The sequence below is a fragment of the Sodalis glossinidius str. 'morsitans' genome (assembly GCF_000010085.1).
GTDB lineage: Bacteria > Pseudomonadota > Gammaproteobacteria > Enterobacterales > Enterobacteriaceae > Sodalis > Sodalis glossinidius.
This window is the reverse complement of record NC_007712.1, coordinates 4,130,868-4,145,410: the sequence shown is the minus strand read 5'-3', so window position 1 is coordinate 4,145,410 and position 14,543 is coordinate 4,130,868. Positions and strand designations below refer to the sequence as shown.

Genomic DNA, 14,543 nt, shown 5'->3' with positions numbered 1-14,543 from the left:
GGCGCACAACGCCGCCGGCGCTTAATGGTTTTTCCTGGCAAATATTGTCCGGGCGATAATATTTAGCAGCAGCACGCACAAGGTGATAATCAATACCCCGGCCAGACCAACTGCTGCCATTCCACAAACGGGCTCATAGCAAATTTGAAAATCGTGACCGGCAGGTTGGCGATAGGCTGTATCAGGTCGGTGCTCCAGAATTGATTGGACAACGACGTGAAGAGCAGCGGCGCGGTTTCGCCGGCAATTCGCGCCACCACCAGCAGCACCCCAGTCAAAATACCGGATAGGGAGGCTTTCAGGGTGATGGCCGAAATCATTTTCCATTTTGGGGTACCCAGCGCATAAGCCGCTTCGTGCAGCGTATCGGGAACCAGCCGCATCATATTTTCGGTAGTCGGATAACGATTGGTACCTGCATCACCCCGGGGCCCAGCCGGAGAAATGCTGCATCCGTGTCACCACCAGACTGTAAACAAACAGACCAATTACGATGGAGGGAGCAGAAAGCAGGATGTCGTTGATGAAGCGGATCACCTCCGCCAGCCAGGATCGACGGCCATACTCCGCCAGATACACCCAAGCCAGCACGCCGAGGGGGGTACCGATTAGCGTGGCCCACAAAATCAGCAGGCCGCTACCCATCAGCTCATTCGCCAGCCCGCTGCCGGCGGTATTCGACGGCGGCGTTATTTCTAAAAACGTAGCGGCCGACGGTCGCAATCAGGATCCAGCATAGCCAGAATAGCCAGAATAGGCCAAAGGCCATGGTCAATAGCGATAAACACAGCGCGATACGGTTTTTCATCCGCCGCCAGCTTTGGCGTTTGCGCAGCGCTTCTTGTTGCGGCACGTTACGTACCAACGGTTCCATCGTCGCCATTATCTGCCTCCTTCATGTTTCGCCAGCCGCTTTATCATTAATCGCGAACAGGCCAGTACAATAAAGGTGATGACGAAGAGAATAAGGCCCAGCTCCATGAGCGCCGCGGTGTGAAGCCCTTCTTGCGCCTCGGCGAATTCATTGGCCAACGCCGACGTGATACTGTTCCCCGGCACAAACAGCGACAGGCTGTCCAGCTGGTAGGTATTGCCGATAATAAAGGTCACCGCCATGGTTTCCCCCAGCGCCCGCCCCAGCATCACGCCGCCTATCACACCTTTTTTGGTGAACGGCAAAACGATGTGCCATATCACTTCCCAGGTGGTGCAGCCGATACCGTACGCTGATTCTTTCATCAGCACCGGCGTTTGTTCAAAGACGTCACGCATGACCGCGGTGATATAGGGAATAATCATGATGGCGAGTACGATACCCACCGCCAAAATACCGATACCAAATGCCGGGCCGGAAAACAGCACGCCCACAAAAGGCACCGCCGACAGCACATCTCCCAGCGGCTGCTGGAAGTAGCGGGCGAACAGGGGGGCAAAGACAAACAGCCCCCACATGCCATAGACGATACTCAGTATGGCCGCCAGGAGCTCGATAGCCACTCCGAGCGGACGTTTTAACCAACTTGGCGCCAGTTCAGTGAGAAACAGCGCGATACCGAAACTGACCGGTACCACAATCAGCAGGGCGATAAACGAGGTCATCAGCGTGCCGTAAATGGGTACCAGAGCGCCAAAACGTTCCGCTGGCGCATCCCATTCACGGGTCCACAAGAAGGAGAAGCCAAACTTTTTTATACTCGGCAAGGACACGACGAAAAGCGAGACGATAATGCCGCCCAACAGCAGCAATGTGACCAGCGCTGCCGCGCGCACCAGCGTGCCAAATAACAGATCGCCCCTTTTTCCCGGCGCGCGTGTCACCGATTTCATTTCCGCCATAGCTTGCTCACATCAAGGTGATTCTCCCGCAGGAGAGAAAACGCCATTACCAAATGCTCTTACCGTCGCTGCCTTTAAGTTCGGTTTTCCAGGCCGCGCGGATACGAGTAGTGACCATATCGGGCAGTGCCGCATAGTCCAGTTCGCTCGCCTGTTGCACACCGTGGCTATAGGCCCAGTCAAAGAATTTCAGGACTTCTTTTCCTTGCTCAGGACAATTTTGTTGTTTATGCAGCAAAATGAAAGTGGTGGAGGTAATCGGCCATGCGTCGTTGCCCGGCTGGTTGGTCAGGTCCCGGGCGAAAGAGCTTTCCCAATCGGCGCCTTTCGCCGCCGCGCTGAAGTTTTGCTCGGTAGGCGATACCGGCTTGCCGTCGGCGGTGATAAGTTTGGTATAGGCGAAATGATTTTGTTTGGCATAGGCATATTCCACATAGCCGATGGCGCCCGGTAAACGCTGTACAAAATCGGCCACGCCGTCATTGCCTTTGCCACCCAAACCGACCGGCCAGTTAACCGTTGAGCCAGCACCGATTTTCTGTTTCCAATCGGGATTGACCTTGGAGAGATAGCTGGTGAAGACGAACGAGGTGCCTGAACCATCGGCGCGGCGTACGACCGCAATCGCCTGATCTGGCAGATTCAGCCCGGGGTTAAGTTTGATGATAGCCGGATCGTTCCATTTTTTGATTTGACCGAGATAGATATCACCCAGCGTTTTACCGTCCAGCGTCAGCTCACCGCTTTTTACGCCCGGCACGTTAATGGCCAGTACGACGCCGCCGATAACAGCGGGGAATTGGAACAGGCCATCTTTATTAAGCTGTTCATCGCTAAGCGGTGCGTCAGAGGCGCCAAAATCAACGGTATTGGCGACGATTTGTTTTACTCCGCCGGAGGAACCGATGCCCTGATAGTTGACTTTTACGCCGGTGGATTTTTGATAAGAATCCGCCCATTTAGCGTAAACCGGCGCCGGAAAGGTCGCACCTGCACCGGTCAGGCTGGCGGCGGCAAAAGCGGGAACCGCCGCCATCGTGAAAGAGGCTGCAACATACCGGCTAGGGTGGTACGAATCAGTTTCATAATCCCTCCTGTGGGATAAACAATGTCGACATCGGATACTTGTTGTTAGTAAAGATGACTGCCGTGCAGGAGGGAAAATAGGTCAGTTTGGTGACAGCAAGATGTACGAAATATGACTGCTAGATGACAATGGCGCCGTTGACCGTTGCGCTCGATGACAAGCGTCAATTTCCCGGCCGGGGTATCAGCCAGTAACGGGCGGATATCGCTAATCGCTTCCGGCATGACCGCGTGGCCATTGACTTCACGGAGCTGGTCGCCATTTTGCAGACCGTAGCGGGCCAGGTCCTGCGGTTGATTATAGAAAATCTCCACCCGTTGCTGGTGAAAGCGTATACCGATATTGCGCAACGGCGCTTTATCATTACGCGTGAATTGGCGGGCGTTATAGCAAAACAACATTTGGTCCGGGACAAACAGATAATTGTCGAAACGGCCGAAGAAATCCATACCCAAGTTATACATGTCGTTTTTATTGCCGCTGATTTTCATGCGACCCACCGGCATACCCGTTAAAGGTCAGGCCGTCTATCAAGTAGTCATTATCGTGGCCCAGTCCGCTGGCGGTGGCGCTGGGAGATTGCCGGTAGCTAGAGGTAACATTGTGATACTGCTTTTTCATTCTGCCGATAAGATCTTCGCTGACGAAACTTTGTACCGCGCCGGTATCTATTGCGCCGCTGGCCCGTCCGCATCGCCGCAGACACCCCGAGTCAGACGTGCAGCGGCATCCCGGCGTAGTAGTCGCTATGGTTTTTTCGCCTTAAAGGGGCAAAGCGAGGAGCACAGGGCGGCGCTGAGAGCCCCCTTGACCTTGATGACAGCGGGCGCCGCCGGCACGCTGTCACCGACGACGACGCCGCACGTGATAAGGTTATTCTACCGTTACCGATTTGGCCAGGTTACGCGGCTGATCAACGTCAGTCCCCTTAATCAGGGCGATATGATAGGCCAGCAGTTGCATGGGTACAGTGTAGAAAATAGGCGCCACAATCTGCTCCACGTGCGGCAGGGGAATAATCTTCATATTCTCGCTGGCGGTGAAACCGGCATCCTGTTCCGCGAACACATACAGTAAACCGCCCCGGGCACGAACTTCCTCGATATTGGATTTCAGCTTTTCCAACAGTTCATTGTTCGGTGCGATGACAATGACCGGCATATCGGCGTCAATTAGCGCCAGCGGCCCGTGCTTGAGTTCTCCCGCGGCATAAGCTTCCGCGTGGATATAGGAGATTTCTTTCAGCTTCAGCGCCCCTTCCATGGCGATAGGATAAAGATCGCCGCGACCCAGGAATAGCGCGTGGTGTTTATCGGAGAAACCTTCGGCCAGGGTTTCAATAGGCTCATCCAGCGACAGCATCTGCTCAATCCGGCTCGGTAGCGCTTGCAGAGCATGAACGATATCTTCCTCCACCCGTTTTTCCATACCACGCAGGCGACCAATACGGACCACCAGCATCAACAACACCGTCAACTGCGTGGTAAACGCTTTGGTGGAAGCGACGCCGATTTCGGTGCCGGCCCGGGTCATCAGCGCCATATCCGATTCGCGCACCAGTGAGGAGCCGGAAACATTACAGATAGCCAGCGAACCGAGATAGCCCAGCGTTTTGGTCAGCCGCAGCGCCGCCAGCGTATCAGCGGTTTCGCCGGATTGGGACAGGGTAATCAATAGGCTGCCCGGGCGCACCGCGGGTTTGCGATAGCGGAATTCGGAGGCGATTTCTACATCGCAGGGTACGCCGGCCAGCGCCTCGAACCAGTAACGGGACACCATGGCGGAATGATAAGACGTGCCGCAGGCGATAATTTGCACGTGCTGCACCTGGCTCAATAACGCATTGGCGCCCTCACCCAGTTCCGACAGCGTCACCTCACCGTGGCTGAAGCGGCCTTTCAGGGTATTTTTGATCCCCTGCGGCTGTTCAAAGATCTCCTTTTGCATGTAATGGCGGAACAGCCCTTTATCTCCGGCATCATATTTAACCTGGGATTCGATTTCCGGGCGTTCCACAATCTGGCCCGCCTTATCCCAAACCTGAACGGTACGACGGGTGATTTCAGCAATATCTCCCTCTTCGAGGTACATGAAGCGGCGGGTGACGGGCAGCAGCGCCAATTGATCGGAGGCCAGGAAGTTCTCGCTGACGCCGAGGCCGATGACCAGCGGACTGCCGGAACGCGCCGCGACCAGCATGTTGGGATCGCGGCTATCCATGATAACCGTTCCGTAGGCGCCGCGCAGCGCGCCGACCACCCGCTGCATTACCTCGACCAGCGCGCCGTTCTGCTGGCGCTGCTCCCAATGCACCAGATGCGCGATCACTTCGGTATCGGTTTCCGTAACAAAAGTGTAACCACGTGAGCGCAGTTGCTCGCGCAGAGGTTCATGGTTTTCGATGATACCGTTATGGACGACCACGATATGGCCGGAGACGTGGGGATGCGCGTTGTTTTCCGTCGGCTCGCCGTGGGTCGCCCAGCGGGTATGGGCAATGCCGGTACCGCCGGACAGAGGATGAGCCTGGGCCGCTTCGGTCAGGGCTCTCACTTTCCCCACGCGGCGCAGGCGTTGCAGATGACCGTCTTTATCCACCACCGCCAGCCCGGCGGAATCATACCCACGATACTCAAGACGACGTAATCCTTCCAACAGGATCTCGGCAATATCACGCTGCGCAACCGCGCCTACTATTCCACACATCTCGGTTATTCCTGATTGAACGGCGGCAGTCGCCGTTATGAGCTAGCACAAAATCCGACCGGTGCGGCGCCGCAACACGCCAAGGGTTTTGCCGGCCGTGGTAACGTTAGGCGGCGGGCAAAATCGCCCGCAGGGGCGGCCGCATCCTCATTTTTTCTTCACCGGTCGCGTCCAGTTGGCAAGGGGAAACTGACGTATCCGGCTGATAATCATTTCACCCTCGGCCACATCGCGCGTCACGGTGGTGCCGGCGCCGATGGTGGCGCCGCGGCCGATGGTCACCGGCGCCACCAGCTGACTATCGGAACCGACGAAAACATCGTCGCCGATGTGGGTCTTATGCTTGTTGGCGCCATCGTAATTGCAGGTGATGGTACCGGCGCCGATATTGACCTGAGCGCCAATTTCGGCGTCCCCCAGATAGCTGAGGTGGCCGGCTTTCGAGCCCTTACCCAGGCGGGCCTGTTTCATCTCGACGAAATTCCCCACGTGTGCGTCTTCCTCCAGCTCGCTGCCGGGGCGCAGGCGGGCAAAGGGGCCGAGAGTACTGCGCGCCGCCACGCGCGCGTCTTCAATCACGGTATAAGGGCTGATGATCACATCATCACCGATGACCACATTCTTCAGGACGCAGCCGGTGCCGATAATCACCCGATCGCCCAGCGTGACCTGCCCTTCGAGAATGACATTGGTATCAATGGATACATCCTGCCCGTGGCGAAATTCGCCGCGCAGATCGAAACGGTCAGGATCGGACAACATCACGCCGGCCAGCAGCAGACGCTCCGCCTGCTCCCGCTGAAAGAGCCGCTCCAGCCGCGCAAGCTGCAGCCGATTGTTCACGCCTTCGACCTCAGTCTGCCGGGTGGGCTGCACCGCATTGATTTTACGGCCTTCATGCCAGGCCATGGCGATGATGTCCGTCAAATAGAACTCGCCCTGCGCGTTCTTGTTGGTTAACTGTCCAAGCCAGCGTTTGATATCCTCGCCGCCGGCGACCAGAATGCCGGTGTTGATTTCCTTAATCTGCCGCTGTTGCTCGCTGGCATCTTTCTGCTCGACGATACCGGCCACCTCACCGTTAAGACGCACGATACGGCCATAGCCCTCAGGATTATCGAGCGTCACCGTCAGCAGGCCGATGCCCCCCTGCGGACGCGCCGCCAGCAGGCACTGCAATGTGTCAGGAGAGATAAGCGGCACATCGCCGTACAGGATCAAGACATCTTCTTCGTCGCGCAGGCAGGTCAGCGTCTGCTGAACGGCATGACCTGTGCCGCGCTGTTCGGCCTGCAGCACCCAATTCAAAGGCGCATACTGCCGGGCAAGCCGTTCGCGCAGCAGCTCGCCGCCGTGACCATAGACCAGGTGAATGCGCGACGCGCCCAGCCGCATAGCGGTATCGATAACGTGTTGCACCATGGCTTTGCCGGCAAGGGGATGCAGCACTTTCGGCAAGGTGGAAAACATACGACTTCCCTTGCCCGCGGCAAGGACAACCACGCTTAATGCTCGATTCGACATAACCATCCTGTGGAACCTTATTTATCAGACGAAAGTAAACCCGTTCGCACGCGGGATTTCTACATATCTTGGCATGAAAAACACTTTACAGGGCGTCGTCGTCCAGCGCTAAGGCTATTTGTCACGATTGTGTTGCCAGAAAGGAAAATGGCGGTGCTCTTGACGTTTTTTTCAGCATTACAGGCGCGAAATCCCCTTTGCTGACCTCACTTTGGCCGGCCACTTAATTAAAGATAAAAAAAGCCGGTCATGATGACCGGCCTCTTTACATACGCTCTTGATTACATCGCTTTTTTGGTCAATTCGATGACCCGCAGCTTCGCCAGCGCTTTGGAGAGCTCGGCAGAGGCCTGGGCATAATCAATATCACCGTGGGAGTTATTGATATGCTCTTCCGCTTTACGCTTGGACTCCATTGCTCTCGCTTCGTCAAGATCCTCGCCACGAATGGCGGTATCGGCCAATACGGTAACCGTACTGGGCTGCACTTCGAGCACGCCACCGGACAGGTAGATATACTCTTCGTTGCCGTGCTCTTTAACGATACGCACCATACCGGGCTTAATAGCGGTGAGCAGCGGCGCGTGGCCGGGGAAAATCCCCAGTTCGCCTTCGCTGCCCGTCACCTGGATTTTTTCAACCAGCCCGGAAAACATCTGTTTTTCGGCGCTGACCACATCCAGATGGTAAATTTTTGCAGCCATATCACCCTCCTCTCAAGGCGTTACAGTTTCTTGCCTTTTTCCACGGCTTCGTCGATGGAACCCACCATGTAGAACGCCTGCTCCGGCAGATGATCGTATTCGCCGTCCATGATGCCTTTAAAGCCACGGATCGTGTCTTTCAGCGCCACGTACTTGCCGGGCGAGCCGGTGAACACTTCCGCCACGAAGAACGGCTGAGACAGGAAGCGCTGGATCTTACGCGCGCGCGATACCACCAGCTTGTCATCTTCGGACAGCTCGTCCATGCCGAGGATAGCGATGATGTCTTTCAGTTCCTGATAGCGCTGCAAAATGGACTGCACACCACGGGCCACATCATAATGCTCCTGGCCTACCACTAACGGATCCAGCTGACGGCTGGTGGAGTCGAGCGGGTCAACCGCCGGGTAAATACCCAGTGAGGCAATTTGGCGGCTCAGAACCACGGTTGCGTCAAGGTGGGCGAAGGTGGTCGCCGGCGACGGGTCAGTCAAGTCATCCGCGGGGACGTAAACAGCCTGCACCGAGGTAATAGACCCAGTTTTGGTGGAAGTGATACGTTCCTGCAACACGCCCATTTCTTCCGCCAGCGTCGGCTGGTAGCCCACCGCGGACGGCATACGGCCCAGCAGTGCAGACACTTCGGTCCCGGCCAGGGTATAACGGTAGATGTTGTCGATGAACAGCAGAACGTCACGACCTTCATCACGGAATTTCTCCGCCATGGTCAGACCGGTCAGCGCCACGCGCAGACGGTTGCCCGGCGGCTCGTTCATCTGGCCATACACCAACGATACTTTATCGATAACGTTGGAATCGGTCATTTCATGATAGAAGTCGTTACCTTCACGGGTACGTTCACCCACGCCAGCGAACACGGAATACCCCGAGTGCTCGATAGCGATGTTGCGGATGAGCTCCATCATGTTAACGGTCTTGCCCACGCCGGCACCGCCGAACAGGCCGACTTTACCGCCCTTGGCGAACGGACACATCAGATCGATAACCTTGATACCGGTTTCCAGCAAATCCTGGGAACTGGCCAGCTCTTCATAGCTCGGCGCTGGGCGGTGAATGGACCAACGCTCTTCCTCGCCGATATCGCCCTTCATGTCGACCGGCTCGCCCAGCACGTTCATGATGCGGCCCAGGGTAGCTTTACCCACCGGCACTTCAATCGCGCGTTCGAGATCGGTCACTTTCAGGCCGCGACGCAAACCGTCGGAGGAGCCCATCGCGATGCAGCGGACGACGCCGCCGCCCAGCTGTTGTTCTACTTCCAGCACCAGTTTCGCGGCGCCGTTTTCCACTTCAAGAGCATTGTACACCTTGGGTACGGCGTCTTGCGGGAACTCGACGTCGACCACGGCGCCGATAACCTGGATAACATTTCCAGTAGCCATCTTGAATCCTCTACGTAATTCGTAACCTAAACCTAAACCGCGGCGGCTCCCGAGACGATTTCGGTGAGTTCCTGAGTGATGCTGGTCTGTCGAGCCTTATTGTAAACAAGTTGCAGCTCTTTAATCAGGCTGCCGCCGTTGTCCGTTGCGGCTTTCATCGCTACCATACGCGCGGCCTGTTCGCTGGCCAGGTTTTCAACGACGCCCTGATAAACCTGCGATTCCACATAACGACGCAGCAGGGTATCCAGCAGCGTTTTGGGATCGGGTTCATACAGATAATCCCAGGATTTGATCTTCAAATCCGCTTCTTCCGCAGGCGGCAGAGGCAGGATTTGCAGAATCTGCGGCACCTGGGACATGGTATTGACAAATTTGTTGCTGACAATATAGAGCTTGTCCAGGCGGCCTTCGTCATAGGCCTGTAGCATAACCTTTACCGGCCCGATCAATTCAGACAGCATGGGGTTGTCCCCCATGCCCGTCACCTGTGCAACCACTTTGCTTCCGACCGAATTGAAGAAAGACACCGCCTTGGAGCCAATCAGCGCCAGTTCGGTTTCCACGCCTTTCCCGTTCCACTCTTTCATGTCGGCCAGCAGCTTTTTGAACAAATTGATGTTCAGGCCGCCCGCCAGACCGCGGTCGGTTGCCACCACCAGGTAACCTACGCGCTTCACGTCGCGCTCGTCCAGGTAGGAGTGTTTGTATTCCAGATTACCCAGTGCAAGGTGACCAATCACTTTGCGCATCGTTTCTGCATAAGGACGGCTGGACGCCATGCGTTCCTGAGTTTTACGCATTTTGGAGGCGGCGACCATTTCCATCGCTTTGGTGATCTTTTGCGTATTCTGGACGCTTGCAATCTTACTACGTATCTCTTTTGCGCCGGCCATTTCTGCTTCTCCTTATTGCTTTATGGCCTGCGTGAGCAGGCCATAGCGCGTTACCAGGACTGGGTTGCCTTGAAGGTATCGAGAATGCCTTTCAGCTTGCCTTCGATATAATCGTTATAAGCGCCGGTCTGGTTGATTTGTTGCATCAATTCGCCCTGCTCGCGGTCCACGTAGGCCATTAGCGCGGCTTCAAAATCGCCGATTTTCGCCAGCTCGACATCTTCCAGATAACCGCGTTCCGCCGCGAACAGCACTAGCGCCTGCTGGGCGACCGACATCGGCGCATACTGTTTCTGCTTCAGCAGTTCGGTCACTTTCTGACCGTGATTCAGCTGTTTACGGGTCGCGTCATCCAGATCGGAGGCGAACTGGGAGAAAGCGGCCAATTCACGGTACTGCGCCAGCGCGGTACGGATACCGCCGGACAGTTTTTTCATGATCTTGGTCTGGGCGGCGCCGCCGACGCGGGAAACCGAGATCCCCGGGTTAACGGCGGGACGGATACCGGCGTTGAACAGGTTCGATTCCAGGAAGATCTGACCATCGGTGATGGAAATCACGTTGGTCGGAACGAAGGCGGAAACGTCACCTGCCTGGGTTTCGATGATAGGCAGCGCGGTTAACGAACCGGTTTTGCCCTTCACTTCGCCCTTGGTGTAGTTTTCAACGTATTCCGCGTTAACGCGGGAAGCGCGCTCCAGCAAACGGGAGTGCAGGTAGAACACGTCGCCGGGATAGGCTTCACGGCCGGGCGGACGGCGGAGCAGCAGGGAGATTTGGCGATACGCCACGGCCTGCTTGGAGAGATCATCATAAATGATCAACGCGTCTTCACCGCGATCGCGAAAGTATTCGCCCATGGCGCAACCGGCATACGGCGCCAGATACTGCAGCGCAGCGGATTCGGATGCGGTGGCGACCACGACGATAGTATTCGCCAGCGCGCCGTGCTCTTCCAGCTTACGCACCACGTTGGCGATAGTCGACGCTTTCTGGCCGATGGCGACATAGATACATTTGATGCCGCTGTCGCGCTGATTGATGATGGCATCGATGGCCAGCGCCGATTTACCAGTCTGACGGTCGCCGATGATAAGCTCACGCTGACCGCGGCCGATAGGAATCATGGCGTCGACGGATTTATAACCGGTCTGTACCGGCTCATCGACCGACTGACGCTCGATAACGCCCGGCGCAATCGCTTCAACGGCGGAGAAGCCGTCGTGCTCCAGCGGGACTTTACCGTCGATAGGCGCACCCAGGGTGTTCACCACGCGGCCAAGCAGGCCGCGACCGACCGGCACTTCCAGAATACGGCCGGTGCATTTGACTTTCATGCCTTCGGCCAGATCGGCATACGGTCCCATAACCACGGCGCCGACGGAATCGCGTTCCAGGTTCAGGGCGATGGCGAAACGGTTGCCGGGTAGCGCGATCATTTCACCCTGCATAACTTCGGCCAGGCCGTGTACACGGATGATCCCATCGCTGACGGAAACGATAGTACCTTCATTGTGAGCTTCGCTCACTACATTGAACTGAGCAATGCGCTGCTTGATCAGTTCGCTGATTTCGGTGGAATTCAGTTGCATGCTCCAGTCCCCTTAAGACTGCAAGACGTCTGCCAGGCGCTCCAGACGACCGCGTACACTGCCGTCTATCACCATATCGCCCGCGCGAATAACGACGCCGGCCACAACAGACTTATCAATTTTGCAATTCAGCTTAACTTTGCGTGACAGACGTTGTTCCATCGCGGCGCTGATTTTTGCCAGTTGTTCTTCTTTCAGCGTGCTGGCGGAAATAACGTCCACTTCCACAGTCGCCTCCTGCGCCGCGCGCCAAAGGGTGAACTGCTCCAGCACATCCGGCAAAACCGTCAGACGCCCGTTTTCCGCCATCACCCGTATCAGGTTCTGGCCGGCGGCATCAAGCTCCTCGCCACAGACCGCGATAAACGTCTCCGCCAACTTCTCGGGCACAACCGCGCCTGATAACAGTTCGGCGATCCGCTCATTGCGGCTCACCTCGGCACAGAACGTCAGCATCGCCTGCCAGTGCGCCACAGCCTGGTGCTCGACGGCAAAGTCAAAAGCCGCTTTGGCGTAGGGGCGAGCTACAGTTACCAGTTCAGACATCGGCCCCTCCCTCCTTACAGTTCAGCGACAATTTTATCGACGATGTCGCTGTTGGCAGCGTCATCCACGGAACGTTCGATGATCTTCTCGGCACCCGCTAAAGCCAGCATAGCGACCTGCTTGCGCAACTCCTCGCGGGCGCGCTTGCGTTCGGCGTCAATTTCCGCCTGTGCCTGCGCCAGGATTTTGTTGCGTTCCGCTTCCGCTTCGGCTTTGGCTTCATCGACCACTTGCGCTTTACGCTTGTTGGCCTGTTCAATGATTGCCTGGGCTTCCACCTTCGCTTGCTTCAAATGATCGGTTGCTTCGGCCTGGGCGATGTCCAGATCTTTTTTGGCGCGTTCCGCGGAAGCCAGACCGTCAGCAATTTCTTTCTGACGTTTCTCGATGGATGCCATCAACGGCGGCCATACATACTTCATGCAGAAGAGCACAAACAGGACAAACGCGATAGCCTGGCCGAGGATTGTTGCATTAAGATTCACAGCACAATGCCTCTTGTAAAGTTAACGGTTCGATGTTGGTTAGCTTGGCGTTTAACACTACGCTACGGCGAACATTACGTACAGGCCCAGGCCCACGGCGATCATGGGGATGGCGTCAACCAGACCCATAACGATAAAGAACTGCGTGCGCAGCAGAGGGATCAGATCAGGCTGACGCGCGGCACCTTCCAAAAATTTACCACCCAGGATGCCGATACCGATCGCAGCACCGATTGCCGCCAGACCCATCATCACAGCGGCAGCCATGTACAGCAGATCCATATTCAGGTTTTCCATGACAGTCTCCAGTTTGTTTCAGTTAAACGCAGTATTAAAGTGAATAAAAATCAATGTTCTTCAGACGCCATCGCGAGATAGACAATCGTCAGGACCATGAAGATAAAGGCTTGCAGCGTAATAATCAGGATGTGGAAAATGGCCCAGGGCACATTCAGAATCCACTGCGACCACCACGGTAACAGACCGGCAATCAGGATGAAGATCAACTCACCTGCATACATGTTGCCAAACAACCGAAGGCCCAGCGAAACTGGTTTGGACAGCAGGCTGACGCCTTCGAGAATCAGGTTGACAGGAATGAAAATCGGATGATTGAACGGTTGCAGGGTCAGTTCTTTAACGAAGCCGCCGATCCCCTTCATCATCACGCTGTAATACAGGATGAGAATAAATACGCCCAGCGCCATCGACAGCGTGATATTGACGTCAGCCGAGGGAACCACACGCAGCGCCGGCAGGCCCAGCACGTGCTCGCCAAGGTAAGGCAGCAAGTCGATGGGCAGCAGATCCATCAGGTTCATCAGGAATACCCAGACGAAGATGGTTAGCGCTAGCGGGGCGATGAGCTTGCTTTTGCCGTGAAACATGTCCCGTACGCTGCCGTCGACAAAGCCCACTACCAGCTCGACGAAGGTCTGCATCTTGCCGGGTACGCCGCTGGTTGCGCCTTTGGCGACGCGGCCGAAGATCAGCAGGAAAATCGCGCCGAGCAGCAGTGAGAAGAACATGGAATCAATGTTCAGGACCCAGAAAGACGATGCCGTGTGGTGATTGACCAGTTCAAAAGTACGCATGTCCAGCTGAAGGTTGTTCAGGTGGTGGCCTATGTATTCCTGTGGAGTAGAGATTTCTCCTGATGCAGACATGATGCCTCTTACCCTTTGTTGTTAATTACGGCCGGTGCCAATATCTGCACAATCAGCACCGATAAATAGGTCAGGCCCAATGGGACAAACGCAGCCTTAAACATACTAAGCGCGACGACCAGCAAGGCGATGGTCGCCACCATTTTCAGCCCCTCGCCGATAGCGAACGACAAGGCAATGTGACCCGGGACCGCGGCCAGCGCCTGATGACGACATGCGTGCAGCATGAACGCGACATTGGGCAACCAGGCCGCCAACCCGCCCCCCGCGGCAGATGCGGCGGCGCGGGGACTATGCAGAGCGAACAGAGCGCTGAACAGCACCAAAGTCATCAACTGGGCAAACAGCAGCTTTCCAGCGACTTTGACGCTGTAAAGGGCTAAGGTCATGACTTTGAGACTCTCCCTACCCGCTCAACTTCGGCTGAGTGTGTATAAAACTGCTTTTGCCGCGATCAGTCAAGCGGTGAAAAACGTGCAAATTATACGGGTCAGTACTACGAATTCAATCGATAAGTAGCGAAAAGGTGAACAATAATTTAAAGATTGCCGTTTTCATCTTTTTTACCGCAAAAGCGCGGGAATCATAACACGCAAAA

Annotated in this window: 14 protein-coding genes and 2 pseudogenes; all 16 read right to left on the bottom strand. The window is 55.9% G+C overall.

The window, feature by feature from the left end; all coding sequences use genetic code 11:
- Positions 1-21 precede the first annotated feature (21 nt).
- The 16 genes and pseudogenes from pstA to atpI all read right to left on the bottom strand — a co-directional run bounded on the left by pstA (position 22) and on the right by atpI (position 14,334).
- Positions 22-883 (bottom strand): annotated as a pseudogene (gene pstA / locus SGP1_RS21920) (phosphate ABC transporter permease PstA).
- Positions 883-1,836 (bottom strand): phosphate ABC transporter permease PstC, encoded by a 954-nt coding sequence (gene pstC, locus SGP1_RS21915; RefSeq protein WP_011412224.1) that lies wholly within the window; start codon positions 1,834-1,836, stop codon positions 883-885. Before pstC ends, pstA begins: the two are co-directional and overlap by 1 nt.
- A 46-nt stretch (positions 1,837-1,882) precedes the next feature.
- Positions 1,883-2,922: pseudogene (gene pstS, locus SGP1_RS21910) on the bottom strand (phosphate ABC transporter substrate-binding protein PstS).
- A gap of 45 nt (positions 2,923-2,967) precedes the next feature.
- Positions 2,968-3,414, bottom strand: coding sequence for a hypothetical protein (locus SGP1_RS21905; protein ID WP_050747912.1), 447 nt, complete (start codon positions 3,412-3,414; stop codon positions 2,968-2,970).
- Positions 3,395-3,544 carry a hypothetical protein gene (locus tag SGP1_RS31040; protein WP_158302471.1) on the bottom strand — a complete coding sequence of 50 codons (150 nt, stop codon included), beginning with the start codon at positions 3,542-3,544 and terminating at the stop codon, positions 3,395-3,397. The genes SGP1_RS21905 and SGP1_RS31040 overlap by 20 nt, the downstream gene beginning before the upstream one ends.
- Positions 3,545-3,796: 252 nt before the next feature.
- Positions 3,797-5,629, bottom strand: a complete 1,833-nt coding sequence (glmS, locus tag SGP1_RS21900; protein WP_011412222.1) for a glutamine--fructose-6-phosphate transaminase (isomerizing) — start codon at positions 5,627-5,629, stop codon at positions 3,797-3,799.
- A gap of 147 nt (positions 5,630-5,776) precedes the next feature.
- Positions 5,777-7,153, bottom strand: coding sequence for a bifunctional UDP-N-acetylglucosamine diphosphorylase/glucosamine-1-phosphate N-acetyltransferase GlmU (glmU, locus tag SGP1_RS21895; protein ID WP_011412221.1), 1,377 nt, complete (start codon positions 7,151-7,153; stop codon positions 5,777-5,779).
- Between the two features lie 281 nt (positions 7,154-7,434).
- Entirely contained in the window at positions 7,435-7,857 is a 423-nt protein-coding gene (locus SGP1_RS21890) for a F0F1 ATP synthase subunit epsilon (protein WP_011412220.1), read from the bottom strand.
- A gap of 20 nt (positions 7,858-7,877) precedes the next feature.
- The gene (gene atpD / locus SGP1_RS21885; RefSeq protein WP_011412219.1) at positions 7,878-9,260 is read right to left on the bottom strand and encodes a F0F1 ATP synthase subunit beta; all 1,383 of its coding nucleotides are present in this window, start codon (positions 9,258-9,260) and stop codon (positions 7,878-7,880) included.
- Positions 9,261-9,292: 32 nt separating this feature from the next.
- Entirely contained in the window at positions 9,293-10,156 is an 864-nt protein-coding gene (gene atpG, locus SGP1_RS21880; RefSeq protein WP_011412218.1) for a F0F1 ATP synthase subunit gamma, read from the bottom strand.
- A gap of 50 nt (positions 10,157-10,206) precedes the next feature.
- Positions 10,207-11,748: a F0F1 ATP synthase subunit alpha gene (gene atpA / locus SGP1_RS21875; protein WP_011412217.1), complete on the bottom strand. Its 1,542-nt coding sequence runs from the start codon at positions 11,746-11,748 to the stop codon at positions 10,207-10,209.
- A 12-nt stretch (positions 11,749-11,760) separates the two neighbouring features.
- Positions 11,761-12,294 (bottom strand): F0F1 ATP synthase subunit delta, encoded by a 534-nt coding sequence (gene atpH, locus SGP1_RS21870; protein ID WP_011412216.1) that lies wholly within the window; start codon positions 12,292-12,294, stop codon positions 11,761-11,763.
- A 14-nt stretch (positions 12,295-12,308) separates the two neighbouring features.
- Entirely contained in the window at positions 12,309-12,779 is a 471-nt protein-coding gene (atpF, locus tag SGP1_RS21865; protein WP_011412215.1) for a F0F1 ATP synthase subunit B, read from the bottom strand.
- A gap of 57 nt (positions 12,780-12,836) precedes the next feature.
- Complete coding sequence (atpE, locus tag SGP1_RS21860) at positions 12,837-13,076, bottom strand: F0F1 ATP synthase subunit C (protein WP_000429386.1); 240 nt, start codon at positions 13,074-13,076, stop codon at positions 12,837-12,839.
- Between the two features lie 50 nt (positions 13,077-13,126).
- Positions 13,127-13,945 (bottom strand): F0F1 ATP synthase subunit A, encoded by an 819-nt coding sequence (atpB, locus tag SGP1_RS21855; protein WP_011412214.1) that lies wholly within the window; start codon positions 13,943-13,945, stop codon positions 13,127-13,129.
- An 8-nt stretch (positions 13,946-13,953) separates the two neighbouring features.
- Positions 13,954-14,334, bottom strand: coding sequence for a F0F1 ATP synthase subunit I (atpI, locus tag SGP1_RS21850; protein WP_011412213.1), 381 nt, complete (start codon positions 14,332-14,334; stop codon positions 13,954-13,956).
- Positions 14,335-14,543 lie beyond the last annotated feature (209 nt).